This is a genomic window from Curtobacterium pusillum, assembly GCF_007680845.1.
GTDB classification, from domain to species: Bacteria; Actinomycetota; Actinomycetes; order Actinomycetales; family Microbacteriaceae; genus Curtobacterium; species Curtobacterium pusillum_B.
In genome coordinates this window covers 288,050-313,913 of sequence record NZ_VEIY01000004.1, presented here as the reverse complement: position 1 = coordinate 313,913, position 25,864 = coordinate 288,050, and the positions used below count along the sequence as shown (strand labels likewise).

Here is a 25,864-nt window from a genome sequence, read left to right as displayed (position 1 = left end):
CGGGGCCGCCTCGCGCCTCCAGACCGGGTCAGGCCTTGACGGAACCGGCCGCGAGGCCGGACTGCCAGAAGCGCTGGAGGAAGAGGAACGCGACCACGATCGGGATGATCGTGAGGAGCGATCCGGTGACGACGAGGTTGTAGATCGGCTGCGCGCCGGACCCGGTGGCCTGGGCGTTCCACTGGTTGAGGCCGACCGTGAGCGGGTACCACTTCGGGTCGCTCAGCATGATGAGCGGCAGGAAGTAGTTGTTCCAGGTGGCGACGACGGCGAAGAGCAGGACCGTGACGACGCCGGGGGCCAGCAGGCGCAGGGCGATGGTGAAGAAGATCCGGAACTCACCGGCGCCGTCCATGCGAGCGGCCTCGAGGAGTTCCGCGGGGATCGCGTCGACCGCGTACGTCCAGATGAGGTACATGCCGAACGGGCTGATGAGCGAGGGCAGGATGATCGCCCACGGCGTGTTCGTCAGGCCGAACTGCGAGAACAGCAGGAAGGTCGGGACGGCGAGCGCGGTGCCGGGGACGGCGATCGCGCCGAGGACGACCGCGAACACCGCGCGCCGGCCCGGGAAGCGGAACTTCGCCATGCCGTAACCGGCGATCGTCGCGAGCAGGGTCGCGCCACCGGCGCCGACGACGACGTAGAGCAGCGTGTTGCCGAGCCACTGCACGAAGATGCCGTCGTTGTACGTCAGCGTGTCGACGATGTTCTGCCAGAGGTTGAACTTCCCGCCGAACCACAGGCCGAACGTCGACAGCAGGGACGTCTGCGTCTTCGTGCTGTTCACGAGCAGGTAGAACAGCGGCGCGAACGAGTACACGACGAAGACGACCATCACCGCGGTGAGGAGGCCGGAACGCTTCTGCTTGCGCCCGCCCTCCGCGTTCCGCAGGCGGCGGGTGCGGGTCGGCCTGGAGGCGCGGCTCGCCTCCTCGCGCGGGTCGCGCTGCGTCGTGGTCGCCTCGGTGACGGTGGCGGTGCTCATCGGTTCTCCTCGCGGCTGCCGCGGACCTGGACGACGTAGGCGATCACGGCGGTGATGACGCCCATGACGATCGCGACGGTGGCGGAGTAGTTGAACTGCTGACCACTGAAGGACAGCGAGTAGGCGTACATGTTCGGGGTGAAGGCGCTGCCGATGACGTTCGGGGCGAGGGTCTTCAGCAGGTTCGGCTCGTTGAAGAGCTGGAAGCTGCCGATGATGGAGAAGATCGTGGCGATCACCATCGGGCCGCGGAGCGCCGGGAGCTTGATCGAGAACACCGTGCGCAGCGGGCCGGCACCGTCGAGCTCCGCCGCTTCGTACAGCTCGCCGGGGACGGTGCGGAGCGCCGCGTAGAAGATCAGCATGTTGTAGCCGAGGAACTCCCACGTGACCACGTTGCCGATCGACGTCAGGACCCAGCTCGGGCTGAACGGCTGCAGCAGGTCGATGCCGAGCGCGTGGTTCGCGGCGCCGGTGAGGCCGAACTGGTTGCCGTAGATGAAGCCCCAGATGAGTGCCGCGACGACACCGGGGACCGCGTACGGCAGGAACACGGCGATGCGGAAGAAGCTCGTCCCCCACAGTCGGGCACTGTCGAGCGCGAGGGCGGCGACCAGTGCGAGGCCGAGCATGATCGGGACCTGCACGAGGAGGAACAGCGCGACCCGGCCGAGGCCCGACCAGAACTTGGCGTCCTGGAAGAGCTGGACGTAGTTGGCGAACCAGACGAACTGGTTGCCGCCGATGAGCTGGTCGCGGAACAGGCTGAGCCAGAGGGCGTAGCCGATCGGCACGATGAGCATCGCCACGAGGACGACGACGAACGGTCCGACGAAGAGCCACCCCGTCCAGCGGCCGCGGGGCTTCGCGCGGCGCCGCGGTGACGCGGCCGGGGCGGTGGCTCCGGGTGCGCGCGCTTCCAGCGTGCTCATGTGACTCCTTCGTCGTGTGTGTCCGGGTGCATGGTGCGGTGGACGTCTATGTTGACGTCAACATCGAACGCCGCGACGATAGCATGGCAACGTCAACATGCGCTACCGTCCGGTGAGGGGCCTCGCGTTCGACGTCCCTGCACACCGATCGGAGAGCCCCGTGACGACCGACCTGTCCGGTACGCGTCGATCCCCGTCGATGGCCGCCGTGGCCGAGGCGGCCGGGGTCTCGATGCAGACCGTGTCCCGCGTCGCCCGGGGCTTCGACAACGTCTCCCCGGACACCCGCGACCGGGTCCAGCGCGCGATGTCCTCGCTGGGGTACCGACCGAACCGGGCGGCACGAGCCCTGCGGTCCGGCCACTTCCGGACGATCGGCGTGATCATGTTCACGCTCGCGTCCTACGGCAACATGCGCACGCTCGAAGCGATCGCCGACGCCGCCGGTGCCGCCGACTTCACGATCACGCTGCTGCCGATGGCCTCCCGCACCGAGGAAGGCGTCCGCTCGGCGTTCTCGCGACTGCACGAACAGGCCGTCGACGGCGTGGTCATCATCATCGAGTCGCACATCATCGACACCGCCGAGGTCGTCCTGCCCGACGGGGTCCCGATGGTCGTCATCGACTCGACCGGCACCACCCAGCACCCCGCGATCGACACCGACCAGGCCGACGGCGCGCGGCAGGCCACCCAGCACCTGCTCGACCTCGGGCACGAAACCGTCTGGCACGTCGCGGGACCTGCGTCCTCGTACTCCGCCGCCCGTCGACTCGCCGCCTGGAAGGCCACGCTCGAAGCCGCCGGCCGCACCGTCCCGCCGGTCTTCCACGGCGGGTGGAGCGCCGAGTCCGGCTACCGGGCGGGGCGCTCGATCGCGGGTCGGCCGGAGATCACCGCCGTGTTCGCCGCGAACGACCAGACCGCGCTCGGCGTCCTCCGCGCCGCACACGAACTCGGCCGCGCCGTCCCCGAGACCCTGAGCGTCGTCGGGTTCGACGACTCCCCCGAGTCCGACTCGTTCTGGCCGCCGCTCACCACCGTGCACCAGTCCTTCGACGAGGTCGGACGCCGAGCGGTCTCGAACCTGCTCGCCCAGATCGCGGGTGAGCCCGTGCGCTCCACGGCGGACCTGGTGCCGGTGCGGCTGGTCGAACGCGCGAGCACGGCTGCCGCGCCGCCGATCGCCTGAAGAGGCCGGTCAGCCGGGTCCACGTAAGATCCGCTTCGGGTCGGTCAGCTGTCCGGCCCCGGGTCCGCGCCCTTCCCGCGTCCCCGGATGACGACTCGCGCCGAGCGCAGGCCGCCCTCGCCCAGACCACCACGGCACGCGAGGCACCATGAAGAACATCGTCTACGGCCTGACTGCCGTCCTCACCACGGACGAAGCCGCCGACGCGGTCCTCGACTACGCAGCCGCCCTCGCGCACTCCGGTCTCGCCGACACCGTCGCCGTCCCGACAGTCGACGCGTTCGGGAGCACCACGACGACGACGTTCCTGCTCGCCCCCGCGCTCGGTCTGCTCGTCGAGGACGCGGCCGAGGACCCGATGGGCCCGGACACCCGCGCGTTCGTCGAGGAGATCTCCTGGCGCGCGCGGGCGGTCCGCCACGGGCCGCCGAAGGTCTGAGCGCTCCGGTCAGGTCGCGCTCGGGGCCGGGTCGGGGACCTGCGCCGGAGGGATCACGATCGTCCGTTCGGTGACGCCGCGCGCGGCCTCCTGCAGCAGCATCTGGTGCGACCTCGCGTACCGGCGCAGCAGTGCGAACGCCGTGTCCATGTCCACCTGGTGGGTGTGCGCGAGGAAGCCCTTGGCCTGCTCGATCGCGATCCGGCTGTCCAGGGCCTGCTGCAACTGCTCCTGCGCCCGGGCGGCGTGGCCGGCACTCTGCTGCTGCAGGATGATGATGGTCGCGACGTCGGTCAGGGCTCGGGCGGCCGCAGCGTCACGATCGTTGAGGTGGCCGGGGGTGTTCCGGAACAGGTTGAGCGATCCGAGGACGGCAGCTCGAGCCCGGAGCGGGATCGAGTGCACGGACGCGTACCCGGCGGTCCCCGACTCGGTCGCGAAGACCGGCCACCGTCGCCCCATGTCCTCCGGATCGTCCGCGGACACCGTGGTGCCGGTCCGGAACGCCTCGATGCACGGGCCCTCACCCGCCTCGAGCTGGAGGATGCCGAGCAGGTTGCTCCGCTCGCTCGTCGCGACGATGACCTCGAGCTCACTGTCCTGGTTCGCCAACATGATGCCGGCGGCGTCGACGTCGAACAGGTCCGTCGCGTTGTCGACGAGGGTCTGCAGCATCTCGACGACGTCGTAGTCGGCGACCAGACTGCCGGTAACCTCGACGAACGCGTCGATGAGACGGCGTTCGCGGTCTTCCGTCATGTCGGGTTCCTTCCTGCTGCGCCGGGGTCGAGTGGCCGCTCGAAGCCGATGACGCGAGCGATGACGTCCGAGGACACGGACTGGAGGCTCGTACCGGCTGAGAACGCTGCGGCACGGAGGAGCAGGAGCGCGTCCGCCGGACTCGTCCCGGACTGCGCGGCGACCATCCCGGCCGCTTGGTGGACCTCCCGACGGGAGTACTGACCCGGGCTCCAACGCCGCTCGCGCTCGGACTCGGCGCGCTGCAGTCCCTGCGCGAGCACCTGACGTGCGGTCACCTGGACCCCGCTTCGGTCACGGTCGCACCGAGTTCCGGCTGCAGTTCGACGGTCCGGAAACGGAGCGCCTGCCAGATCGGCCCCTCGCCGAGGTCGAGCTGGACCTCGTCGAGCCGGGCGGCGAACGCGTTGCTCGCACTCACGGTCTCCGAACCGAACGGGGCGCCGAGCGTCGAGATCGCGACGCCGTCGACCGGCAGGTGCGCGAACGCCGCTGCGAGAGCTCCCGTGTTGCGATCGCGGTCCCCGTCCGGCACCGGGCGGGCGTCGTCGGTGCGCATCACAGTGACACCGTGGGGAGTACCCCGTCCAGCAGCCGGGTTCCGTAGCTCACGACCGCCCGCCTTCTCACTGCTTCTCACTGCTTCTCACTGCGTCGAGTCCGCGTCGGTCTCGTTCGTCCCGCTCAGCCCAGCGATACCACCACCGCGGATCGTCAGGCCGCCAGCGGGGCTCGTTCCTGCGTTCGGCGGACGGTCCGGGCGGTCGGACACGAGAAACCTTGCGGGTCCGCAGTGACTCACCTAGCGTGGCGAACAGCAGCCCCAGACCCCGGCCGCGGACACGACCCGCCGTCTCCGAGCTGATCAGGGGTGATCGAGTTGACCAGTAGCTTCGCCATCGGCACTTCGCCGCACGGCACTGCCGCGCGCACCACCTACGCGCCGCCGATGAGCGCCGACGAGCTCCCGTCCACGACGGCCGAGTGGCGGCGGCGCACCGGGCTCACCGATCCGGCGGTCCTCGCCGCGAACGTCCGCCTGCGGACCGCCGGACACGGCATCGAGCCGTCGTACGCCGACTTCTTCCGCCTGACATGAGCATCGCGATCGAGCGGTGGCTCCGCGACTGCGGGTCGACCGAGGAGTGGGCTGCGGCAGAGGCGCGCGCGGCCGCCGAGGCGGGCGCGGCCGTCGAGGCGGGCGCGGCCGTCGAGGCGCGCGCGTCCGCCGACATCGAGGCCCGCGCGTCCGCCGCGATCGATGCTCGCGCGTCCGCCGATCTCGAGGCGCGCGCGTCCGTCGCGATCGAGGCGCGCCGGAGCGTCCGGCTCGAGGCCATCGGCACCCGGCCGGACGCGGCAGTCGCCGAGATCGGCGGCCTGTACGCGGGCAAGCACTGGGCGGCGTCCGTCACGGACCAGCCGTTCACGTACCGGTACACGGCCGTGGGCGACGACGCACTGACGCTCCGCCGCTCCCGGATCACCGGCCGCATCCGCGGTGCCGTCCCCCGCACGGACGACTACATCGTGCAGTGGATCACGGAAGGGTCCGGCGTCCCCGACGTGCAGGTCGACCGTGTGCCGCTCACCCTGGGCGTCCCGATGCTCCTCCCGACGGACCGCGAGTTCGTGTTCGACTTCCAGGACCACGACCAGCGCCTGGTGCACCTCTCGCGCGCCCTCGTCCACGACGTGGCGGCGGAGCGGCTCGCCACGGGGCGGGTCACGAACCTGGCGCTCGACCACCTCCGCCCGCTCGACCGGGTCGCCGTCGCGCGGTGGCGGGCGCAGATGACGCTGCTCTCCCGGGAGCTCCACAACGGCGTCGCGTCCCTGCTGTGGCAGACGTTGACCCGCGACGCCGCAGCGGCGTTCCTGGACCTCTACCCACCGGAGGTCCCGGGGCTGCCCGACGTGGTGCTCCTGCCCCGGATGGGACGGTTGCGGGCGGCCGTCGAGTTCGTGCACACCCACGTCGACCGGCCGCTCACCGTGGCCGAGATCGCCGACGCCGCGGGCCTCAGCGTCCGGTCGATCCAGGAGTCGTTCCAGCGGAACCTCGGTCAGACCCCGATGGGGTACGTGCAGCGGCTCCGACTCGACCGCGTCCGGATCGACCTGACGCAGGCGGACCCTGCGTCGACGAGCGTGCGGGCCGTGGCACGCCGATGGGGCTTCTCGCACCTCGGCCGGTTCTCCGGCGCGTACGTGCAGGCGTTCGGCGAGTACCCGCGGCAGACCCTGCACCACTGACGCCGCGCCGTCCGGCGGCCCTGCCGGGCCGCGGCCCCGCCGGACGTCGGAGCCGCCGGACGGCGGCCCCGCGGACGGCGGCCCGCCGGACGGCCCACCGGACGGCGGAGGGCGCCGGGCCGCTCACGCGACCCGACGCCCTCCGTGCTCACTCGACGCTCACCGTGGTGTCCGCCGAGGCGCCTCTTCCCCGATCAGCCGATCGAGACCGCGGTCCACGAGACCGGCGGCAGTTCGATCGTGATGGTGTCCGCGTCGCGACGGACGCTCTCGTTCGTCCGGAGCCCGACGCGCTCGGTGTCGGACAGGTCGTTCACCGCGTGCAGGTCGTCGTCCCAGACACCCTCGGCACGCACCTCGGCGTCGCCGCTGGCGCCCAGGCCGGCGAGGTCGATCGTGACCGTGGTCGACTCGGACTGGTGCCGGTTGACGAGGAACACCGCGACGGAGCCGTCCTCGGCGACCGTGGCGGCCGAGTCCACGACCGGGACCTCGCCGTGCTTGCCGCCGTCGACGGTGTCACCCGAGGACTTCACCTGCAGGGACGTGCCCTGCGCGAGGCGCGACGTCACCGAGAACGGGAAGAACGTCGTCTGGCGCCAGGCCGGCCCGCCGGGCTCGGTCATGATCGGGCCGATCACGTTCACGAGCTGCGCGATCGAGGCCGAGGCGACCCGGTCCGCGTGGCGCAGGAGCGAGATCAGGAGCCCGCCGACGACGACCGCGTCCGCGACCGTGTAGACGTCCTCGAGCAGGCGCGGGGCGACCGGCCAGTCGTGGAGTGTGAACTCCTTCTGCTGTTCGTTCCACTTGCTGATCGACCAGACGTTCCACTCGTCGAACGAGATGTCGATCCGCTTGTCGGACTTCTTCTGCGCCTGCACGTGGTCGGCGGCAGTGGTGACCGTCTTGATGAAGTGGTCCATGTTCACGCCGGAGGCGAGGAACGACGGCAGGTCGTCCCCCTCTTCGTAGTAGGCGTGCGCGGAGATGTAGTCGACGTCGTCGTAGGTGTGCTCCAGGACGGTGCGCTCCCACTCGCCGAACGTCGGCATCGACGCCCCGGAGGAACCGCAGGCGACGAGCTCGAGGTCGGGCTGGATCTGCCGCATGGCCTTGGCCGTCATCGCGGCGAGCTTGCCGTAGTCGTCGGCGTTCTTGTGGCCGAGCTGCCACGGGCCGTCCATCTCGTTGCCGAGGCACCACATCGAGATCCCGAAGGGCTCCTGACGGCCGTTCGACCTGCGGTACTCGGACAGGGCGGTGCCGGCGTCGATGTTGGCGTACTCGAGCAGCTCGATCGCCTCGGCCGTGCCGCGGGTGCCGAGGTTCACGGCGAGCATGAGTTCCGAGCCGACCTGGTCGAGCCAGTGCTGGAACTCGTGCAGGCCGACCTCGTTCGTCTCGGTGGAGTGCCAGGCGAGGTCGAGCCGCTTCGGCCGCTGCTCGACCGGGCCGACGCCGTCCTCCCACTTGTAGCCGGAGACGAAGTTGCCGCCGGGGTAGCGGATGGCCGAGACGTTCAGCTCCTTGACGAGGTCGATGACGTCCTTGCGGAAGCCGTGCTCGTCGGCGGTCTCGTGCGCGGGCTCGTGGATGCCGTCGTAGACGTGGCGTCCGAGGTGTTCGACGAACCCGCCGAAGAGGCGACGGCGCACCGGCCCCACGGTGAACGCGGCGTCCAGGACGAGGTGTGTGCGGGGCATGGATCTCCTTCGATCGTGCTACAGCGGGTGCTTCTGGTCGTGCGGGGAGCGGGACGGACCGTCCGGTGGACGAATCGGGCCGTCACGAAAAGTGAGCGCTCACCTAACGAAAACGCTACCGGTTTCCGTGCCTGGTTGGAAGGGGTGGCGGATGATGGGGTCGAGCGCTAATGTGAGCGCTCACGGAGCATCGACCCGCTGTTCCGTCCCGAAGCAGCGATGCCTCGGCGGGAGCACCGACCCTGCTCCCGTGTTCGGCCCGTCCCGATGGAGTGATGCCATGCCGATCCGCCCAGACACACCCACGACGCGACTGTCGCGCCGCGGCTTCCTCGCCGCCGGAGCAGCGGCCGCCACGGTCCTGCCCCTCGCCGCCTGTTCGAGCCCGCTCGCCGCCGGCCTCGCCGGGAGTGCCCTCAACCCCGAGACCCTCGTCTTCTGGAACCTCTTCGGTGGCGGTGACGGCGAGCGCATGCAGGCGATGGAGGCCGGGTACGCCAAGCAGCACGGTGGTTCGTCGTCGATCCAGGCGACGACCTTCGCGTGGGGCAACCCGTACTACTCGAAGCTGACACTGGCCACCGTCGGGAACAAGCCACCGGACGTCGCGGTCTCGCACCTGACCCGGGCGAAGCCCCTCTGGGACGGCGACCTGCTCGACCCGATCACGTCGGACGACCTCGCCGGGGTCGGCCTGAGCGCCAGTGACTTCAACCAGAAGGCCTGGGCGGCGCAGAAGACCGACGGGAACAACATCGCGATCCCGCTCGACACCCACCCGTTCGTCCTCTTCTACAACGTTGACATCTGCCAGAAGGCGGGCCTGCTCGACGCTGACGGCAAGCTCAAGGACCTGTCCGGCATGGACGCGTTCGAGAGCGCCCTCGCCGCGGTGTCGAAGGTCACCGGAGGCAACGCGTTGAACGTCGCGAACGTCGTCCCGGAGACCGCGACCCCGTGGCGCTTCTTCTGGACGCTCTACAACCAGATCCAGGACGCGACGCCGTTCATCAGCGACGGCGGCTCGAAGCTCACCGTGAACGAGGACGCCTACAACGAGGTCACCAGCCGCACGCAGAAGTGGGTGAAGCAGGGCTGGCTCAACAAGGCCCTCGACTACGCCACCGCCGAGTCGCTGATGTTCACCGGCAAGGTCGGGTTCTTCATGCAGGGCGAGTGGGAGATCAGCACGGCGCAGTCCATCAAGGGGCTGAAGTTCGGCATGGCGCCCATCCCGCAGCTGTACGACAAGCCGGCGACCCAGGCCGACTCGCACACGTTCGTGCTCCCCCGCAAGGACCGGACGCCCGAGCAGCGCAAGCAGGCGATGCTGTTCATCAAGCAGATGCTCGAGCAGAGCATGACCTGGGCGGAAGGCGGCCACGTGCCGGCCTACATCCCCACGTTCGACAGCACCGCCTACAAGAAGCTGACGCCGCAGTCGAACTACGCCGCCGCTGCCGAGACCGCCGTGTTCGACGACGCCGCCTGGTACGGCGGGTCGGGGTCGACCTTCGAGGGCATCGTCGGTGCACAGCTCGCCCTCGTGCAGCAGGGCAGCTCGTCCCCCGCCAGCGCGCTCAGTGCCATCAAGGGCCAGCTGGCGACCTACCTCAAGACTCCGAGCCCGCTGTGACCGGGCGAGCCCATCCCACGATCGACGTGAACACCGCGCGAAAGGCACGATGACGTGACCGCGACACCAGTTCTGACCCGTCCGACGGACGCCACCATGGCGCCGCGACGGCTCCGCTCCGCCTCCGGCTCACTCAGCCGTGGCCAGGGCCGCAGCGGGTGGCTGTTCCTCGCCCCCTTCGGCCTCTTCTACATCGCCTTCCTGCTCGGCCCGACGATCTGGATGATCGTCACGAGCTTCTTCAACACCTCGACGGTCCGCACCGGGCTCGGCAGCTTCGCCGGGTTCGCGAACTACGCCGAGATGCTCACCCGGTCGGACTTCTGGTCGGCGCTGTGGCACACCCTCCAGTTCACGCTGTACACGACCCCGCCCCTGGTCATCCTGGCGTTCGTGTTCGCCGTGCTGACGAACCGGATGAACCGCGGCCAGTGGTTCTTCCGCCTGGCGTTCTTCCTGCCGTTCATCCTGCCGTCGGCGACGATCTCCCTCATCTGGGTGTTCATCTTCACGCCGGCGACCGGTCTGTGGGCGAGCATGCAGTCCGCGCTCGGCATGACACCCGGCTCGGGCATCCTCTCCAGCCCGAACACCGCGATGATCGGCGTCGCCATCGCCACGGTCTGGTGGACCCTCGGGTTCAACTTCGTGCTCTACCTGGCTGGCCTGCAGGAGATCCCCCGCGAGCTGTACGAGGCCGCCGCCGTCGACGGCGCCTCGAGCTGGCAGCAGATCAAGTCGATCACGCTGCCCCTCCTCGGCCGCACGACGACGCTCGTCATCCTGCTGCAGATCATCGCCAGCCTGAAGATCTTCGACCAGGTGTACCTGATGACGAACGGCGGCCCCGGCATCTCGACCCAGGTCTCGCTGCAGCTCATCACCGGCGTCGGCTTCACCGACAACCGGCTCGGCGCCGCATCGGCCGCGTCGGTGCTCCTGTTCATCGTGATCGTCGCGATCGCGGTCATCCGGCAGCTCGTCGAGCGCGCTGCCGCCAAGCGAGAGATCGGTGCCTGACATGACCGCCACCGAGAGCATCACCCGCCCCAAGCTCCGCTCCGGCGTCTCCGCCGCGGCACCCGCCAACGCCGCGAAGATCGGCGTCTCGGGCAAGGGCTTCACGATCGCGTCGGGGATCGTCCTGACGGTCTTCGCGATCATCTGGCTGATCCCGAGCCTGTTCGCCCTGAAGACGTCGCTGTCCGACAACGGCGTCGCGGCCCTCGGCGCGAACGCGATCCTGTCGAACTGGAACCCGACGCTGCACTCCTACGCGTCGCTGTTCCAGTCCGGCGACATCTGGAACTGGTACCTCGCGAGCGCCATCACGAGCGTGGTGACGGCGGTCCTGACCGTCTTCTTCGCGTCGATGGCAGCGTTCGCGCTGTCCCGGCTCGTGTTCCGCGGCCGGAACATCGCGTTCCTGCTCATCATCCTCGGGATCATGATCCCGACCCAGGTGCTGATCATCCCGATCTTCCAGGAACTCAACGCCGTGGGTCTGCTCAACACCTACTGGTCGGTGATCTTCCCGCAGGTGCCCGCCGTGATCGCGGTGTTCATCTTCAAGCAGTTCTTCGACGGCATCCCGAAGGAGCTCGAGGAGGCCGCGCGCATCGACGGCGCCGGCATGTGGAAGATCTACTGGTCGGTCATCCTGCCGCTGTCGCGTCCGGTGATCGCCGCCGTCACGATCCTCACCTTCGTCGGGGTTTGGAACAACCTGCTGCTGCCGCTGTTCGTGCTGTCGAACCCGGACCTCATGACGATCCCGGTCGGGCTCGCCACGGTCCAGGGCAGCTTCGGTCAGCGCTACGCGGACATCCAGGCCGGGGCGATCCTCGCGGCGTTGCCGCTGATCATCCTGTACCTGATCTTCCAGCGGCAGATCGTCGAGGGCGTCACCGGGTCCGGCCTCAAGGGCTGACGCGGCCCCACTTCGGACGGGAGGCGCGGTGCCGGCTGACACCGCGCCTCCCGTCCGTCTGTCCCCACCTTGCAGAATCGGGCGTACCTGGTCGGGGGAAAGCACCGGGTACGCCCGATTCCGCTTCCCATCGCGGGCGCTCTGGGAAAGACCGGGCGTACCGAGCGGAACGAGGGACTCCCCCGCGGCCCTCGCGGCCCCCGCGCCAGCGCCCGCGCCCACCAGGCCGAACCGGGCGTACCTGCCGGAATCGGGCGTACCTGGTCGGAAGAAAGCACCGGGTACGCCCGAATCCGCTTTCCATCGCGGGCGCTCTGGGAAAGAACGGGCGGGCTCAGGCGGGCACGGACTCCCGCGCCTCGTGCTTCCAGAACCCGGAGAACGTGATGCGCGACTTCGGCAGCCCCGCACGGTGCAGGTGGCGCCGGCCCTCCGTGGCGAGCGTCGACTCCCCCACCACGAACGCGTAGCCCCGGTCGTCCGCGGGCACGTGCCGCTGCAGTTCGGCGAGGGCGGCGCGCCCGGGAAAGGCGTGGGCGTCCGTGCGGTCGCGGACGATCCAGGTGACCTGCACACCGGCGGGGGCGTCGAGTTCGCGGACGTCGGCGGCGGTCGGGACCTCCTGGATGATGCGGCCGACGGTGTCCCGCGGCAGGGACGCGGCGATCCCGACCACTCCCGGGAGGCCGGTCTCCTCCGCGGCGATGACGACCTCGCTCGTGTCCTCGGGGCAGTCGAAGATGCACCCCTGGTCGAGCATCGCGAGCTCGTCACCGGGGCGGGCGTCGCAGGCCCAGATCGCCGCACGGCCCTCGGGCGCACCGTCCGGGCCACAGTGCACGACGAAGTCGATGTCCATCTCGGCCGGGTGCGACGTGGTCCCGGGCCGGAAGGCGGCGACGGTGTAGTTCGCGCAGTGCGGTCGGACGTCCTCGGGGATGGCGAGGAACGTCGGCCACCACTTCTTCCCGTCGAGGTCCGGCATGCGGAACGCGTCCTGGTCGGGGCGCTGCACGAAGAGCCGGAACCAGTGGTCGAACCCGAGGTAGCGGAACTCGCCGAGGTCGTCCCCGGTGACCGTGACGCGGTGCATCGACGGCGAGGTCCGGTCGGTCCGGAGGACACGGGCGCGGAAGAGCCGGGGGTTCTCGGGCAGGAGCCGCGGGGTCTTCGCCATGAGGCAAGGCTAACCTAAGATGATCTCCGTGCCAGCCCCCATCCCTGCTCTGGCCTCCGTCGTGGAGGGCCGTGCCACCGACCCGGACGCGGCGCTCGGCGTCCATCGCGCAGCCGTCCGTCGACGGGTCGCCGTGATCGTCGCCCTCGTGGTGGTGCTCGCGCTCGTCGCCGTCGCGAGCATGCTCCTCGGCAGCAACCGGATCGGGGTCGACCGGGTGATCGCCGGCCTCACCCGCACCGGGAGCGGCACCGACGAGGCGATCGTCTGGGGCTCGCGGATCCCGCGCACGCTCATCGGGGCGACGATCGGCGCGGCGCTGGGCATCGCCGGACTCCTCATGCAGGGACACACGCGCAACCCGCTCGCCGACCCCGGGCTGTTCGGGGTCTCCTCCGGCGCCGGCCTCGCCGTCGTCATCGGCGTCTACGTCTTCGGGGTGACGAGCGCCGGCGCCACCGTGTGGTTCGCACTCGTCGGTGCCCTCGTGGCGAGCGTCGTCGTCTTCTCGGTGACGATCGCGGGCAGCGGGACGGCGAGCCCGGTGCCGCTCGCACTCGCGGGGGCAGCGGTCTCCGCCCTGCTCGGCGCGCTGACGTCGTTCGTCGTGCTGACCGACCAGGACTCGCTCGACGCCTACCGACTCTGGGTGGTGGGGTCCCTCGCAGCCCGGCAGCTCGACGTGCTCGGCGCTGTGTGGCCGTTCCTCGTCGCCGGCCTGGTGCTCGCGGTGTGCAACGTCCGTGCGCTCGACGCCCTGGGGCTCGGCACCGACCTGGCGAAGGGCCTCGGCGAGAACGTCGTGGTGGCGCGGCTCGTCGGACTCGGCGGCATCACGCTGCTCGCCGCCGGTGCCACTGCGGCCGCGGGGCCGATCGGCTTCGTCGGGCTCACCGTGCCGCACGTCGCCCGGGCGCTGGTCGGGACCGGACACCGCTGGACCCTGCCGGTGTCGGCGCTCGTCGGGGCGGCGCTGGTGCTGCTCGCGGACGTGGTCGGGCGGCTGATCGGTGGGTTCTCCGAGGTGGAGGTCGGCATCGTCCTCGCCGTGATCGGCGGTCCGGTGTTCGTCGCCGTCGCCCGCCGGCGATCGCTGGTGTCGCTGTGACCGCCCCCGACGCCGCACGCACTTCCGGCCGCCGCGGCATCGTCGTCGGCCCGATCGGGCTCCCCTGGCGCCCCCGCGTCTTCTGGTACACGGTCGCCGCGATCGGCACGGCCGGCCTCCTCCTCGTCCTCGGCGTGGCGATCGGCTCGACGTGGATCCCGCCGGTGACCGTCATCCGGTCCCTGCTCGGCCTCGAGACCGGCCCAGAGGCGTTCATCGTGGAGACCCTGCGCCTCCCCCGAGTCCTCACCGGAGCGCTCGTCGGCCTGACCCTCGGCGTCGCCGGCGCCCTCACGCAGACCTTCACGCGGAACCCCCTCGGCACACCCGACATCATCGGCGTGACGTCCGGCGCGAGCGTCGGTGCCGTGGCTGCGATCGTCCTGGGCGGCGGCACGTACTCGGTGTCGTCGATCGTCCTCGGCGGCGGCATCCCGGTGGCGGCGACGATCGGTGCGCTCGTCGCCGCGGTCGTCGTGTACGGCCTGGGCTGGCGCGGCGGCGTGCAGAGCTACCGGTTGGTCCTCGTGGGCATCGGGGTGAGCGCGACGCTCGACGCGGTCACGAGCTACCTGCTCGTCCGGGCGAAGATCACCGTCGCCACCGCGGCGTCGCAGTGGCTCGTCGGCAGTCTGTCGAGCACGTCGTGGTCGAGCGTCTGGCCGCTGCTGGTCGTCGCCGCGATCGCGGTTCCCCTCGCCCTCGCCACGAGCGCGGCACTCGGGATCGGCCAGCTCGGCGACGAGGTCGCCACGGGCATCGGTCTGGCCGTCCAGCGTCACCGGCTCGTGGTGATCGCCCTCGCGGTCGTCCTCACCGCCGCCGCGGTCGCCGCAGCGGGCCCGGTGGGCTTCGTGGCGTTCGTCGTGCCGCAGATCGGCCTCCGGCTCGCGGGCACGAACCGTCCACCGCTCCTGCTCGCGGGAGCGCTCGGCGCCGTGCTCGTCCTCGCCGCCGACCTCCTCGCCCGTTCGGCCTTCCCGTGGCAGGTGCCGGTCGGCATCGTCACGACCGTGATCGGCGCCCCGTACCTGATCTGGCTCCTCATCCGTCACCGCAAGGAGATGTCCCGATGACCGACCGCACCACGACGCCCGTCCTCGAGGCCCGCGGCCTCTCGGTCGGCTACGACCGGCACCCCGTCCTCACCGACCTGGACCTCCGGATCGAACGCGGCACCGTGACGACGTTCCTCGGCGCGAACGGGTGTGGCAAGTCCACGCTGTTGAAGGCCCTCGGGCGCGTGCTCAAGCCGCAGGCCGGCGAGGTCCACCTCGACGGCGCGCCGATCCGCAAGGAACCGAACCGCCAGGTGGCGAAGAAGCTCGCGATCCTGCCGCAGTCCCCGGTGGCACCGGCCGGCACGAGCGTGCTCGACCTCGTGATGCGGGGCCGGAACCCGCACCAGTCCTGGGCGAAGCCGTGGACCGCGGACGACGCCGCCGTCGCCGAGGAGGCCATCGCCGCGACGGGGCTCACCGAGGTCGCGCACCGGGACGTCGCGAGCCTCTCCGGTGGGCAGCGGCAGCGCGCCTGGATCGCGCTCGTCGTCGCGCAGCAAGCGGAGACGCTCCTGCTCGACGAACCCACCACGTACCTCGACCTGGCACACCAGCTCGAGGTGCTCCGACTCGTCCGGCGGCTCAACCGCGAGCAGGGGTCGACGGTCGTGATGGTGCTGCACGACCTCACCCTCGCCGCCCGCTACTCGGACCGGCTCGTCGTCCTGCACGACGGCGGCATCGCGGCGGACGGCACCCCCGAGGACGTCCTCACGCCGGCGCTCCTCGAGCGGGCGTTCGGGCTGCACGCGCGGGTGGTCCCCGACCCGGTGACGGGCGCACCGATGATCGTCCCCGAGGCCGACGAGCACGACACGTTCCGCGACACCCGTCGTGAGACGGAACTCGCGTCCGCCGGGAACTTAGGTTAGCCTCTCCTAACGTGAAGATCCCCCGCCGCAGCACCCTCCGTGCCGCCCTCGTGACCTCCGTGGCCGTCTCGGCCCTCCTCCTCGCCGGCTGCTCCAGTGCGAACAGCTCCGACGACAGCGCCGGCAGCGGCAGCACCGCCGCGTCCGGCGGCGCGTGGTCGTACGAGGACGCCACCGGCACCACCGTCAAGGTCGACCACACCCCGAAGCGCGTCGTCGTCCTCAACGACCTCGCCATCTCGTTCATCGAGTACGGACTCAAGCCCGTCGGCACCTTCGGGCAGCTGACGATGGCGAAGGACGCCCGCTTCACGGACCTCGACACGGACGGCATCACCCAGCTCGGCGAGGCCTACGGCGACATCGACCTCGAGGAGCTCGCCGCGCTCAAGCCGGACCTCGTCGTGACCTCGGTCTACCCGACCGACGAGAAGGGCACGCTCGACACCACCCAGCCCGGCTACGGCTTCAAGGACATGGCGCAGCAGAAGCAGATCCAGGCGATCGCCCCGGTCGTGCAGGTCAAGTGGGGCGGCAAGGGCGAGGACGTCATCGAGAAGATCACCGACCTCGCCGAGTCGCTGGGCGCGAAGGAGTCCACGGTCGAGAAGGCCGAGAAGCGATTCGACACCGCCGCCGACGAGCTCGAGAAGGTCGCGAAGGACACCGACCTCTCCGTCGTCTCGATGTACGCCGACGGCGACGGCGCGTACGTCACCCGTCCGGCCGACGAGCCGACGCTGCAGATGTACACGTCCTACGGCGTCGACTTCGTCAACCCGAAGCCGAAGGGCTTCTACTGGGGCATCTACTCGTGGGAGAACGCCGGACAGATCTCCGGTGACGTGATCCTGCTGTCGCAGCAGGGCTACCAGGTCGCCGACCTCGAGAAGCAGCCGACCTTCGCCGACAACGCCGCGCTCCAGGCGGGCCAGGTGCACAGCTGGACCTTCCCGGCCCTCGACTACGTCTCGCAGGCCGAGTACATGCAGAAGCTCGCGGGCTGGCTCGAGGACAGCAAGAAGCTGTCCTAGTCCCCACCACCTGACGGACGGGAGGCGCGGTGCCAACTGGCACCGCGCCTCCCGTCCGTCTGTGGCCCCGCTGCACACGCCGGACGCATCCTGGGAGCGCGGCTACCAGGAGAAGCGCGAGCACGCGCCGGGCGGACCGGCCTCCCTAGCGTGTGGCCATGGACCTGCACCTCACCGACCGGGTGGCCGTCGTCACCGGCGCCAGTTCCGGGATCGGCCTCGCCGTCGCCCGAGCCCTCGTCGACGAGGGCGCCCGCGTCGTCACCGGATCCCGGACGATCTCCCCCGAGCTCGCCGACCTGGTCGCCACCGGACGGGTCACCGCCGTCACGGTCGACCTCGCCACCCCAGACGGCGCCGCCGAACTCGTCGCGCGTGCCGAGGAGCTCGGCGGCGTGGACGTCCTCGTGAACAACGTCGGCGCGGTCACACCACGCACCGAGGGGTTCCTCGCCGTCGACGACGACGAGTGGGACCGGACGTTCCGGTTGAGCTTCTTCTCCGCCGTCCGGGCGATCCGGGCGACCGTCCCGGGCATGCGCCGACGCGGTGGCGGCACCGTCGTCACGATCGGCTCCGTGAACGCGTTCCTGCCGGACCCGTTCGTCGTCGACTACTCCGCCGCGAAGGCCGCGGTCTGGAACCTCTCGAAGGCGCTGTCGAAGGAGTTCGGTCCGGACGGCATCCGGTTCAACACGATCAGCCCCGGCCCGGTCTCCACGCCGCTCTGGCTCGGCGAGCACGGGGTCGCCGCGACCGTCGCCGCCACGCGGGGCGTCGACTTCGAGACCGCGAAGCGCGAGGCGATCGCGGCGCAGGGCGGCTTCAGCACCGGCCGGTTCACCGAGCCCGGCGAGGTCGCGGACCTCGTGCTGCTGCTCGCGAGCGACCGCGCCGGCAACGTGACCGGTGCCGACTTCCTCATCGACGGCGGGCTCGTCAAGACCCTCTGACCCCGCGACCCCCTCGACCAACTGACCCACTCACCCACCGGGCGACGCACCCCGCGTCGCCGCCCACCACCGAGCAGGAGCCCGACATGACCGGTACCACCCCCGTCCCCGTCCTCTTCGTCCACGGTCTGTGGATCCACGCGTCCGCCTGGCAACCCTGGGTCGACCACTTCACCGACGCCGGGTACGCCCCGACCGCGCCCGGCTGGCCAGGCGACCTCGAGACCGTCGAGGCGACACGCGCCGACCCCAGCGGCCTCGATGACGTCGGCATCGAGGCGATCTGCCGGCACTACGCCACGATCATCGAGGAGTCCGGCGAGCGACCGGTCGTCGTCGGGCACTCGTTCGGTGGCCTCATCGCGCAGGAGCTGCTCGCCCACGGCTTCGCCCGCGCAGCGGTCGCCATCGACCCGGCACCGATCAAGGGCGTGAAGATCCTGCCGTTCGCCCAGCTCCGGGCCGGCCTGCCGGTGCTCGGGAACCCCGCGAACCGGAAGCGGACCGTGGCGCTCACCGCGAAGCAGTTCCGCTACGCCTTCGGGAACGCGATCCCCGAGGAGGAGTCCGACGCGCTGTTCGCTGCGTGGACGATCCCCGGTCCGGGCCGGCCGCTGTTCGAGGACGCCACCGCGAACTTCGTCAAGGACTCACCCGCGACGATCGAGACGCACGGTGCCGAGCGCGGGCCGCTGCTCCTCGTCTCGGGCACCGAGGACCACACCGTCCCCCGGTCGGTGACCGTCGCGGTGGCCAAGCTGTACGAGGGCGGCCCGTCCGTGACCGAGTACCGCGAGTTCGCCGGCCGCGGCCACTCGCTGACGATCGACTCCGGCTGGCGGGACATCGCCGACGCGACCCTCGCCTGGCTCGAGGACCAGGGGCTTCATGCCGGGGTCGCCCGGACCGATGAGGACGTCAGCAGCGCCAGTGCCGCCTCCGAAGGGCTCCCCCGCTCGGCGTGATACACCACCACCACGGGGTGGTCGGTGCCCGCCGTGCAGAGGCGTTCGAAGCGCAGCTCGAGCGGCCCGACGACCGGGTGCAGGAGACGGTTGACGCCGCTCGAGCGTGCTTCGACGTCCTGCCGCGCCCAGAGCGCCGCGAACCGCGGGCTCCGTTCGGACAGACCGGCGACGAGCTCGGGCAGCCTCGGGTCGAGCGGCGGCACCGCGGCCTGCGCGCGGAGGTACGACACGAGCCGGACGGTCATCTCGTCGTGGTTGACGTAGAGCTCGCGGAGCGCGTCGTCCTCGAACGCGGCCGTCATGAGGTTGACGCCCGGGCGGAACGCCGGCGACAGCGCCTCGGCCGCGGGGTTCGCCACGACGACCTCGAGGACCCGGTCGTGGACGTAGGCCGGGGCGGCGAGCGCCTCGACGAACAGCGTGAGACGCTCGATCTCGTCCGGGGTGCCGGCCGGCGGCCCGCCCCGCTCCGGGCGGTCGTGCACCAGACGGTGCAGGAACGCCTCGGACGACGGACCGAGGTGCAGCGCGCGCACGAGTCCACCGAGGACCTGGTCCGACGGGTGCCGCTCGCGACCCTGTTCGAGTCGGAGGTAGTACTCGGCGCTGATCCCGGCGAGCACGGCGACCTCTTCACGCCGGAGCCCGGCGACGCGGCGCCGGTTGCCGTCCGCGCGCAGTCCCACGTCGGAGGGGCGCACGGCCTCGCGTCGCGCGCGGAGGTAGTCGCCGAGGGCGTTGTCCGCCATGGACGAAGCGTAGCCACCAAACGCAGGTCGGGACAGGGCCCGGTGCCTCACCCCACGCCGAGCGCGGCGTTCACCCCCGCCTGCGCCTGCCGCCACACCGCGGCCCTGGTGCTCGCGTACGTCCCCTCGACGTTGTCGTGGTGCCGGAGGTTCGCCTGCCCGCCGTCGGTGTTCCCCTGCCAGTACGCCGTCACCGCACGGGTCGTCCCCCCGACGAGCCAGATCTGGTCCGCCGCGTCGGTCGTCCCGGTCTTGCCGAACAGCGTCGCGCCGTCCGGAGTCTGGCCGCCGGTCGCCGTCCCACCGCGGAACGCCCCCTGCATCACCGCGAACGCCGTCGCCGCGACCGTCGCGGACACCGCCTGCGTGCACGTCCTCGGCTGGCCGCCCAGTTCCTCGCCGTCCGGCCCCGTGACCTGGTCGATCACGACCGGGGCGCAGTACCGGCCACCGTTCGCGACGCCCGCGTACGCCGCCGCCATCGTGAGCGGCGCGATGCTGGTCGTCCCGAGCACGGACGCCGGGTTCGCCGGGAGCTCGCCGCCGCGCGCCGGGTGCACGCCGAGTCGGGCGGCGACGTCCCGGATGTCGCAGAGGTCGAGCTGTGCGGCCATCGACGCGTAGGCCGCGTTGACCGACTGCGCCGTGGCCTGACGGACCGAGTACGGCCCGGTCTGCCCCGGTGAGTCGTTCTTCGGGTTCCAGGCCCGCTCGATGGTCTGCCCGCACTGCGTCCAGGTGCTCCGTTCGTGCCGGGTGCCGTCCACGACCGCGTCCGGGCTGCGGCCGGACTCGAGCCAGCGCAGCAGCGTGAACAGCTTGTACGTCGACCCGACCTGGAACCCGGTCGAGCCGCCGTTCGCCTCGTCGGTCGCGTAGTTCAACGATGTCGCGGTCGCCGGGGCGTCGGGCGACCGGTCGTAGTCGGTGTTCTGCGCCATCGTCAGGACACGGCCCGTTCCCGCTTCGACGGTGTCGAGCGTGGCGCCGAGGGCGAACCGCGACTCGGTGCTCGGGTCGTACCGGTCGAGCAGCGCCTTCTGCTCCGCGTTGCGGTCGAGGTCGAGCGTCGTCTGGATGCGGTAGCCGCCGGTTCGCCAAGCATCCGCGCGCCGGTCCTCCGTCGGGCCGAGCTGCGGGAGGTCCTGCGCCACCGTGACCGCGTACGCGCAGAAGTACTCGGCGCCGCGGGCGACGGCCTCGCACCCCTGCTGCGGCGGCGTGAGCCGGACGTACCGGGAGGGCTCCGCGGCGAGCGCCTCGGTGAGCTGCGCACGCGTCAGGTGGCCCTGGTCGTGCATGGACCGGAGGATGACGTCGCGCCGCGCGGTGTTGTCGGGGTAGTGGGACGGGGACGACAGATCCCGGCGCTCGGGCCACTGCACGATCGCGATGAGCGACGCCGCCTCGGCCGGGCTCAGGTCCGTGGCGTCCTTGCCGTAGTAGTGCTGCGCGGCGGCCTGCACCCCGTACGTCTGGTCGCCGAAGTACGCGATGTTGAGGTACGCGGCGAGGATCTCGTCCTTCGAGTACTGCTTCGCCAGACCGATCGCGAGCTTCACCTCGGCGAGCTTGCGGTCCGCGGTGCGCTTCGTCGCCTCCTTCGTCGCGGCGTCCCGTTGCTCGGCGGTGGGGAGCTGGCTCGCCTGCTCGAGCTTGATGTTCCGCACGAGCTGCATCGTCAGCGTCGAGCCGCCCGAGCCGCCCTTCCCACCGGAGGCGATGATGCTCACGAGCGATCGGATCAGGCTCGTCGCGTCGACCCCGCCCGTCTCGCGGAAGCGCTTGTCCTCACCGTCCACCGCGGCGTGCTCGAGCGTGTCGCTGATCTGGTCGAGGGTGAGTGACTGCCGGTTCTGCGCCCACACGTTCGCCAGGTGCACGGGCTGACCGCCGCGGTACGCCCAGACCTCGTTGCGCTGCGGCAGCTGGCCGATCTCGATGTACTCCGGGAGCGAGTCGAACACCCCGATCGCGGACGTCGTCCCCACGCCCGCCACCGCCAGCACCGGCGTCACGCCGACCCCCACCAGCAACCCGGCGAGCACACTGCCACCCACGAAGCCGAGCGCGGCTCCCCCTGCACGTCTGAACGTCATGGCCGGAGCGTCCCAGCCGTCCTCGCACGACAGCCGGGACTTTCCCGGAGAAGTCCGCCGTGCGGCCTGGGAAGGAGCCGAGCCGGTACGGATCGTTACCCGACGGCGGACGGGAGGCGCGGTGCGGGCCCACGCCGCGCCTCCCGTCCGCCCGTGGTCGCGTCACCGACCGTCCGCACCGGTCCGCCGTCGGGTCGCGTCAGCGACCGTCCCGCACCAGGCCGTGCTCGTACGCGAAGATGACCGCGTGCACGCGGTCACGCAGACCGAGCTTCGCAAGGACCCGACCGACGTGCGTCTTCACCGTGGACTCGCTCGTGTGCAGCGCCGACGCGATCTCCGGGTTGGAGAGCCCGCGGGCCATGGCGAGCAGCACGTCCCGCTCCCGGGGCGTCAACGCCGCGGCCGCGTCCTGGTCACGCTCGTCCGGATCGGGCAGACGGTTCCCGAACAGCTCGAGCATGCGCTGCGTGACCCGCGGGGAGACGACGGCCTCGCCGGACGCCACGGACCGGATCGCGTCGAGCAGCTGCGCGGAGCTGATGTCCTTGAGCAGGAAGCCGCTCGCTCCCGCGCGCAGCCCGCCGAACGCGTACTCGTCGAGGTCGAACGTGGTGAGGACGAGCACCCGCGTGTCCGGCACCTGCTCGACGATCGCCGCGGTCGCCGTCACACCGTCGACCCGGGGCATCCGCACGTCCATGAGGACGACGTCCGGGCGGTGCGCACGGGCGAGCTGCACCCCCGCGGCGCCGTCCTCGGCCTCCCCCACCACCTCGATGTCCGGCTGGGCCTCGAGGAGCAGCCGGAACCCGGTGCGGATGAGCGCCTGGTCGTCGACGATCACGACCCGGATCACGCGGTCACCGTCCTGATCGGGATCGCGGCACGGACTTCCCAGCCGCCCGCGTCGCGGGGGCCGGCGTGCACGGTGCCGTCGAGGGCGTGGACGCGCTCGCGGATCCCGACGAGCCCGCGGCCGGCGCCGATGGGCTGCACGGGAGCGGTGCGACGACCGTCGTCGGACACCACGACCACCACCTCGTCCGGGTCGGTGGTGATCGACGCGGACACCGTGCGGGCGTCCGGGGCGTAGCGGACGGCGTTCGTGAGGGCCTCCTGGACGATGCGGTAGACGGCGAGCTGGAGGGCGTCGTCGTCGGGCGGGCCGCCGACGATCTCGAGCGCGACCGGGGTGCCGAGCGTGCGGAAGCCGTCGACCAGCAGCGGGACGTCCCGGACGGCGGGCTGCGGGGCCGGGCGGTCCGGTGAGGAATCGGCGGACCCGCTGCTGTCGCCGTCCTGGTCACGGTCGCGGTCGGCTCTGCCGTCGCCGAGGACGCCGAGCATCCGGCGCATGTCGGTCATCGCGCTCCTGCCGACGTCGGCGACGCCGCGCATCGCGCTCGCGGACGGCCCGTCCGGCGGGAGCCCGGCGGCCGCACCCTCGGCCAACCGCACCATGACGGTCACCGAGTGCGACACGATGTCGTGCATCTCCCGGGCGATCCGGGCGCGCTCGGCAACGGCTGCGAGGCGTGCCTGCTGGTCCCGCTCCCGGGCGAGCTGGTGCGCCCGTTCGATGAGCGCCGCGGTGTAGCGACGACGGTCCCCCGACGTCGTGCCGATGAGGACCCCGATGACGAGGAAGGCCGGCATCGCCGGGGCGAAGACCTCGCCGAGCCCACCGGAGCCGGGGGCGACGACGAAGACCCGCACGGCCGTGGCCGCGGCACCGAGGACGGATGCCAGGGCGATGCTCCACCAGCCGGCCGCCCGCGACCACCAGACGCACGCGGCGAAGGCGGCGAAGAGCATCGGCGAGTACCCCGCCTCGGTCCACGCCATCGCGACCACCGACACCAGGCCGGCCGCGACGGTCACCTGCGGCCGGGTCCGTCGGAACGGGATGCCGGAGACCGCGATGGCCACGAGGACCAGCACGACGACCGTGTTCGTCACCGAGGTGTCCGCACGCCACACGCCGGCGATCGCGAACGCGAACTCCGGACCGCCCCAGAACAGGATCAGGAACGCGTCCGCCGCGCGCGGGTGGGCTGCCCAGAGCCGACGGACCGGACCCGGGGGGACGGGCAGCGTGACGTCCCCGGCGCCGTCGTGCACGGCGCCGGGGACGGGTCCGGGTCGGGTCACGCGTCCCGCTTCTGCGCTGCGACGAGCGCCGTCACCGTCGCCACGGCCACCCATGCCGCCAGCACCGCGAATCCGCTCCACCCACCCAAGGCTAGGACCCCGTCGTGCCAGCCGGAGGTGTCCTCCGTGCCGAACTGCATGAGCGGTTGCCCGGCGTTCTGCGGGAGCAGGTTGTTCACCGTGCCGAGCCACTTCGCGTTCGTGAACCCCTGGACGAGCTGCACGACCACGGGCGCCACGAGCAGGAGGCCGAGGACCGTCGCGATGGCCCCCGCGGTCGACCGCAGGAGGATCCCCACCGCGAACGCGAGCAACCCGATGAGCGTCAGGTACACCGAGGCGCCGAGCAGTGGCATCGCGACGCTCGCGTCGAGGGAGGCCTCGACGTGGTTCGCGTTCGCGAGCGGCACGGCGGCGAACGCCGTCGCCCACACGCTGATCGCGCTCGCGACGAACAGGACCGCGGCGAGCACGATGCCCTTCGCGGCGAGCGCCTCCCACCGCCGGGGCACGGCGGCGAAGGTCGAGCGGATCATGCCGGTGCCGTACTCGCCGGTGACGACGAGCGCCCCGATCACCGCGACCACGAGCACCGCGATGGTGGCCCCGGCGGTGCTGTACTGCACGAGGGCGTTCCGGGCGGCGTCCCCGGTGACGGGGTCGCCGCCGTCGTTCGCCAGCGAGGCCAGCAGGACCCCGATGCCGATCGGCAGGACGATGAGGACGGCGAGGCTCCAGATCGTCGAGCGGAGGGATCGGAGCTTGATCCACTCGGAGTGCAGGACGCCGGTGAAGCGCACGCGCGACGCGTCGGCGTCGGCGTGGTGCGGGGTCCGGAGGCGGTCGGTCGTCGTGGGTGTGGTCGTGGCGGTCATCGGGCGACCTCCGAGCGGTACTCGACCTCGTCGTGGGTGAGTTCGAGGTACGCCTGCTCGAGACTGGCGTGGGTGGCGGCGAGGCGGTGCAGGACGATCCCCGACGCCGCTGCGGCCTCGCCGATCTGCTCGGCGCCGAGGCCCCGGACGTGCAGCGTCCCGTCGTCGTCGTACGTGATCGCGACGTCCGGGCCGGCGATCGCTGTCAGGAGGCGATCGGGCTCGGGCGTGCGGACGGACACCGACCGCTCGGTGGACGCCGCGACGAGGTCGGCGAGGTCCGTGTCCGCGAGCACGCGACCGCGGCCCATGACGACGATGCGGTCGGCGGTCAGCGCCATCTCGCTCATGAGGTGGCTGGAGATGAAGACCGCGCGCCCCTCGGCGGCGAGGCTGCGGGCGAGCTGGCGCACCCAGACGACGCCCTCGGGGTCGAGGCCGTTGGCCGGCTCGTCGAGGATGAGCGTCTGCGGGTCGCCGAGGAGCGCGGCCGCGATGCCGAGTCGCTGGCCCATGCCGAGCGAGAAGCCGCCGACGCGCTTCTTCGCGACCGTCTCCAGGCCCGTCATGCCGATCACCTCCTCCACCCGGGTCTTGGGGATGCGGTGGGTCGCCGCGAGGGCGAGGAGGTGGTCGTACGCGCTGCGGCCCTTGTGCACCGCCTTGGCCTCGAGCAGTGCGCCGACCCGTCGGAGCGGGTCGCGGAGCTCGCGGTAGGGGCGACCGTCGACCACGGCGCTGCCGGACGTCGGGCTGTCGAGCCCCATCACGGCACGCATGGTCGTCGACTTGCCGGCACCGTTCGGGCCGAGGAAGCCGGTCACGACGCCGGGACGCACCGTGAACGACACGTCGTCGACGGCCACCTTCTGCCCGTACCGCTTCGTCAGGTTCTGGATCTCGATCATGCGGCAACGCTACGAAGCGGAGGCCCTCCGCCACATCGTCGTCGGCACCGATCTCGCGGCCGCCCACG

Annotated in this window: 26 protein-coding genes; 13 read left to right on the top strand and 13 right to left on the bottom strand. The window is 71.3% G+C overall.

The annotated features are described in order from the left end of the window. Positions 1 to 28 precede the first annotated feature (28 nt). Both FS825_RS11665 and FS825_RS11660 read right to left on the bottom strand, forming a co-directional pair. Positions 29 to 988, bottom strand: coding sequence for a carbohydrate ABC transporter permease (locus tag FS825_RS11665; protein WP_222126922.1), 960 nt, complete (start codon positions 986 to 988; stop codon positions 29 to 31). Continuing rightward, on the bottom strand, positions 985 to 1,920 hold the full coding sequence (locus FS825_RS11660) for a carbohydrate ABC transporter permease (protein WP_144713123.1): 936 nt from the start codon (positions 1,918 to 1,920) through the stop codon (positions 985 to 987). Before FS825_RS11660 ends, FS825_RS11665 begins: the two co-directional genes overlap by 4 nt. Before the next feature lie 199 nt (positions 1,921 to 2,119). On the opposite strand from FS825_RS11660, the gene FS825_RS11655 reads away from it, so the two are divergent. Then, a complete protein-coding gene (locus tag FS825_RS11655) occupies positions 2,120 to 3,112 on the top strand; it encodes a LacI family DNA-binding transcriptional regulator (RefSeq protein WP_144713220.1) in 993 nt (330 codons plus the stop codon). Between the two features lie 148 nt (positions 3,113 to 3,260). Further along, complete coding sequence (locus FS825_RS11650) at positions 3,261 to 3,551, top strand: hypothetical protein (RefSeq protein WP_144713121.1); 291 nt, start codon at positions 3,261 to 3,263, stop codon at positions 3,549 to 3,551. Positions 3,552 to 3,560: 9 nt separating this feature from the next. Here the strand turns inward: FS825_RS11650 and FS825_RS11645 are convergent, their stop codons facing one another. From FS825_RS11645 to FS825_RS11635, 3 genes are read right to left on the bottom strand one after another with little or no spacing between them, the layout of a single operon-like run. Beyond that, on the bottom strand, positions 3,561 to 4,310 hold the full coding sequence (locus tag FS825_RS11645) for a GAF and ANTAR domain-containing protein (protein ID WP_144713119.1): 750 nt from the start codon (positions 4,308 to 4,310) through the stop codon (positions 3,561 to 3,563). Then, positions 4,307 to 4,588 carry an ANTAR domain-containing protein gene (locus FS825_RS11640; RefSeq protein WP_144713117.1) on the bottom strand — a complete coding sequence of 94 codons (282 nt, stop codon included), beginning with the start codon at positions 4,586 to 4,588 and terminating at the stop codon, positions 4,307 to 4,309. The genes FS825_RS11645 and FS825_RS11640 overlap by 4 nt, the downstream gene beginning before the upstream one ends. Next, on the bottom strand, positions 4,585 to 4,869 hold the full coding sequence (locus tag FS825_RS11635; protein ID WP_144713115.1) for a hypothetical protein: 285 nt from the start codon (positions 4,867 to 4,869) through the stop codon (positions 4,585 to 4,587). Before FS825_RS11635 ends, FS825_RS11640 begins: the two co-directional genes overlap by 4 nt. A gap of 390 nt (positions 4,870 to 5,259) precedes the next feature. Here FS825_RS11635 and FS825_RS18650 point away from each other — a divergent pair, with 390 nt between their 5' ends. Both FS825_RS18650 and FS825_RS11625 read left to right on the top strand, forming a co-directional pair. Continuing rightward, positions 5,260 to 5,409, top strand: coding sequence for a hypothetical protein (locus FS825_RS18650; protein ID WP_186377203.1), 150 nt, complete (start codon positions 5,260 to 5,262; stop codon positions 5,407 to 5,409). After that, positions 5,406 to 6,566, top strand: coding sequence for a helix-turn-helix transcriptional regulator (locus FS825_RS11625; protein WP_186377202.1), 1,161 nt, complete (start codon positions 5,406 to 5,408; stop codon positions 6,564 to 6,566). The genes FS825_RS18650 and FS825_RS11625 overlap by 4 nt, the downstream gene beginning before the upstream one ends. Positions 6,567 to 6,760: 194 nt before the next feature. Here FS825_RS11625 and arfA read toward each other — a convergent pair whose 3' ends face one another. Then, positions 6,761 to 8,272: an arabinosylfuranosidase ArfA gene (gene arfA, locus FS825_RS11620; RefSeq protein ID WP_144713109.1), complete on the bottom strand. Its 1,512-nt coding sequence runs from the start codon at positions 8,270 to 8,272 to the stop codon at positions 6,761 to 6,763. A gap of 280 nt (positions 8,273 to 8,552) precedes the next feature. Here arfA and FS825_RS11615 point away from each other — a divergent pair, with 280 nt between their 5' ends. The 3 genes from FS825_RS11615 to FS825_RS11605 are packed head-to-tail and all read left to right on the top strand — an operon-like array spanning position 8,553 to position 11,838. Further along, positions 8,553 to 9,908 carry an extracellular solute-binding protein gene (locus FS825_RS11615; RefSeq protein WP_144713107.1) on the top strand — a complete coding sequence of 452 codons (1,356 nt, stop codon included), beginning with the start codon at positions 8,553 to 8,555 and terminating at the stop codon, positions 9,906 to 9,908. Between the two features lie 54 nt (positions 9,909 to 9,962). Continuing rightward, positions 9,963 to 10,928, top strand: a complete 966-nt coding sequence (locus tag FS825_RS11610; RefSeq protein WP_144713105.1) for a carbohydrate ABC transporter permease — start codon at positions 9,963 to 9,965, stop codon at positions 10,926 to 10,928. A gap of 1 nt (position 10,929) precedes the next feature. Then, positions 10,930 to 11,838, top strand: a complete 909-nt coding sequence (locus FS825_RS11605) for a carbohydrate ABC transporter permease (RefSeq protein WP_144713103.1) — start codon at positions 10,930 to 10,932, stop codon at positions 11,836 to 11,838. Between the two features lie 334 nt (positions 11,839 to 12,172). Here the strand turns inward: FS825_RS11605 and FS825_RS11600 are convergent, their stop codons facing one another. Further along, positions 12,173 to 13,015, bottom strand: a complete 843-nt coding sequence (locus FS825_RS11600; protein WP_144713101.1) for a siderophore-interacting protein — start codon at positions 13,013 to 13,015, stop codon at positions 12,173 to 12,175. A gap of 28 nt (positions 13,016 to 13,043) precedes the next feature. Between FS825_RS11600 and FS825_RS11595 the strand changes: the two genes are divergently transcribed. From FS825_RS11595 to FS825_RS11570, 6 genes are all read left to right on the top strand, one after another. Next, positions 13,044 to 14,123, top strand: coding sequence for a FecCD family ABC transporter permease (locus FS825_RS11595; RefSeq protein ID WP_260981142.1), 1,080 nt, complete (start codon positions 13,044 to 13,046; stop codon positions 14,121 to 14,123). Then, positions 14,120 to 15,199 (top strand): FecCD family ABC transporter permease, encoded by a 1,080-nt coding sequence (locus FS825_RS11590; RefSeq protein WP_260981141.1) that lies wholly within the window; start codon positions 14,120 to 14,122, stop codon positions 15,197 to 15,199. Before FS825_RS11595 ends, FS825_RS11590 begins: the two co-directional genes overlap by 4 nt. Further along, positions 15,196 to 16,056, top strand: coding sequence for an ABC transporter ATP-binding protein (locus FS825_RS11585; protein ID WP_144713099.1), 861 nt, complete (start codon positions 15,196 to 15,198; stop codon positions 16,054 to 16,056). Before FS825_RS11590 ends, FS825_RS11585 begins: the two co-directional genes overlap by 4 nt. Before the next feature lie 11 nt (positions 16,057 to 16,067). Beyond that, on the top strand, positions 16,068 to 17,090 hold the full coding sequence (locus FS825_RS11580; protein ID WP_144713097.1) for an ABC transporter substrate-binding protein: 1,023 nt from the start codon (positions 16,068 to 16,070) through the stop codon (positions 17,088 to 17,090). A gap of 158 nt (positions 17,091 to 17,248) precedes the next feature. Beyond that, positions 17,249 to 18,043, top strand: coding sequence for an oxidoreductase (locus FS825_RS11575; RefSeq protein ID WP_144713095.1), 795 nt, complete (start codon positions 17,249 to 17,251; stop codon positions 18,041 to 18,043). A gap of 86 nt (positions 18,044 to 18,129) precedes the next feature. Then, positions 18,130 to 19,008: an alpha/beta hydrolase gene (locus FS825_RS11570; RefSeq protein ID WP_144713093.1), complete on the top strand. Its 879-nt coding sequence runs from the start codon at positions 18,130 to 18,132 to the stop codon at positions 19,006 to 19,008. On the opposite strand, the gene FS825_RS11565 is transcribed toward FS825_RS11570, so the two are convergent. From FS825_RS11565 to FS825_RS11540, 6 genes are all read right to left on the bottom strand, one after another. Next, positions 18,930 to 19,760 carry a helix-turn-helix transcriptional regulator gene (locus FS825_RS11565; RefSeq protein WP_144713091.1) on the bottom strand — a complete coding sequence of 277 codons (831 nt, stop codon included), beginning with the start codon at positions 19,758 to 19,760 and terminating at the stop codon, positions 18,930 to 18,932. The genes FS825_RS11570 and FS825_RS11565 overlap by 79 nt on opposite strands. 47 nt (positions 19,761 to 19,807) lie before the next feature. Further along, positions 19,808 to 21,859 (bottom strand): transglycosylase domain-containing protein, encoded by a 2,052-nt coding sequence (locus tag FS825_RS11560; RefSeq protein WP_260981140.1) that lies wholly within the window; start codon positions 21,857 to 21,859, stop codon positions 19,808 to 19,810. Positions 21,860 to 22,058: 199 nt separating this feature from the next. After that, positions 22,059 to 22,718: a response regulator gene (locus FS825_RS11555; RefSeq protein WP_144713089.1), complete on the bottom strand. Its 660-nt coding sequence runs from the start codon at positions 22,716 to 22,718 to the stop codon at positions 22,059 to 22,061. Continuing rightward, positions 22,715 to 24,013 carry a sensor histidine kinase gene (locus FS825_RS11550; protein ID WP_144713087.1) on the bottom strand — a complete coding sequence of 433 codons (1,299 nt, stop codon included), beginning with the start codon at positions 24,011 to 24,013 and terminating at the stop codon, positions 22,715 to 22,717. Before FS825_RS11550 ends, FS825_RS11555 begins: the two co-directional genes overlap by 4 nt. Then, entirely contained in the window at positions 24,010 to 24,888 is an 879-nt protein-coding gene (locus tag FS825_RS11545; protein WP_144713085.1) for an ABC transporter permease, read from the bottom strand. Before FS825_RS11545 ends, FS825_RS11550 begins: the two co-directional genes overlap by 4 nt. Beyond that, on the bottom strand, positions 24,885 to 25,796 hold the full coding sequence (locus FS825_RS11540) for an ABC transporter ATP-binding protein (RefSeq protein WP_144713083.1): 912 nt from the start codon (positions 25,794 to 25,796) through the stop codon (positions 24,885 to 24,887). The genes FS825_RS11545 and FS825_RS11540 overlap by 4 nt, the downstream gene beginning before the upstream one ends. Between the last annotated feature and the right edge of the window lie 68 nt (positions 25,797 to 25,864).

What these genes read in the sequence shown, in the direction of transcription:
- FS825_RS11665 (WP_222126922.1), bottom strand. Translation starts at nt 988, where the DNA reads ATGAGCACCGCCACCGTCACCGAGGCGACCACGACGCAGCGCGACCCG.
- FS825_RS11660 (WP_144713123.1), bottom strand. Translation starts at nt 1,920, where the DNA reads ATGAGCACGCTGGAAGCGCGCGCACCCGGAGCCACCGCCCCGGCCGCG.
- FS825_RS11655 (WP_144713220.1), top strand. Translation starts at nt 2,120, where the DNA reads ATGGCCGCCGTGGCCGAGGCGGCCGGGGTCTCGATGCAGACCGTGTCC.
- FS825_RS11650 (WP_144713121.1), top strand. Translation starts at nt 3,261, where the DNA reads ATGAAGAACATCGTCTACGGCCTGACTGCCGTCCTCACCACGGACGAA.
- FS825_RS11645 (WP_144713119.1), bottom strand. Translation starts at nt 4,310, where the DNA reads ATGACGGAAGACCGCGAACGCCGTCTCATCGACGCGTTCGTCGAGGTT.
- FS825_RS11635 (WP_144713115.1), bottom strand. Translation starts at nt 4,869, where the DNA reads ATGCGCACCGACGACGCCCGCCCGGTGCCGGACGGGGACCGCGATCGC.
- FS825_RS18650 (WP_186377203.1), top strand. Translation starts at nt 5,260, where the DNA reads ATGAGCGCCGACGAGCTCCCGTCCACGACGGCCGAGTGGCGGCGGCGC.
- FS825_RS11625 (WP_186377202.1), top strand. Translation starts at nt 5,406, where the DNA reads ATGAGCATCGCGATCGAGCGGTGGCTCCGCGACTGCGGGTCGACCGAG.
- arfA (WP_144713109.1), bottom strand. Translation starts at nt 8,272, where the DNA reads ATGCCCCGCACACACCTCGTCCTGGACGCCGCGTTCACCGTGGGGCCG.
- FS825_RS11615 (WP_144713107.1), top strand. Translation starts at nt 8,553, where the DNA reads ATGCCGATCCGCCCAGACACACCCACGACGCGACTGTCGCGCCGCGGC.
- FS825_RS11605 (WP_144713103.1), top strand. Translation starts at nt 10,930, where the DNA reads ATGACCGCCACCGAGAGCATCACCCGCCCCAAGCTCCGCTCCGGCGTC.
- FS825_RS11600 (WP_144713101.1), bottom strand. Translation starts at nt 13,015, where the DNA reads ATGGCGAAGACCCCGCGGCTCCTGCCCGAGAACCCCCGGCTCTTCCGC.
- FS825_RS11585 (WP_144713099.1), top strand. Translation starts at nt 15,196, where the DNA reads ATGACCGACCGCACCACGACGCCCGTCCTCGAGGCCCGCGGCCTCTCG.
- FS825_RS11575 (WP_144713095.1), top strand. Translation starts at nt 17,249, where the DNA reads ATGGACCTGCACCTCACCGACCGGGTGGCCGTCGTCACCGGCGCCAGT.
- FS825_RS11570 (WP_144713093.1), top strand. Translation starts at nt 18,130, where the DNA reads ATGACCGGTACCACCCCCGTCCCCGTCCTCTTCGTCCACGGTCTGTGG.
- FS825_RS11565 (WP_144713091.1), bottom strand. Translation starts at nt 19,760, where the DNA reads ATGGCGGACAACGCCCTCGGCGACTACCTCCGCGCGCGACGCGAGGCC.
- FS825_RS11560 (WP_260981140.1), bottom strand. Translation starts at nt 21,859, where the DNA reads ATGACGTTCAGACGTGCAGGGGGAGCCGCGCTCGGCTTCGTGGGTGGC.
- FS825_RS11545 (WP_144713085.1), bottom strand. Translation starts at nt 24,888, where the DNA reads ATGACCGCCACGACCACACCCACGACGACCGACCGCCTCCGGACCCCG.
- FS825_RS11540 (WP_144713083.1), bottom strand. Translation starts at nt 25,796, where the DNA reads ATGATCGAGATCCAGAACCTGACGAAGCGGTACGGGCAGAAGGTGGCC.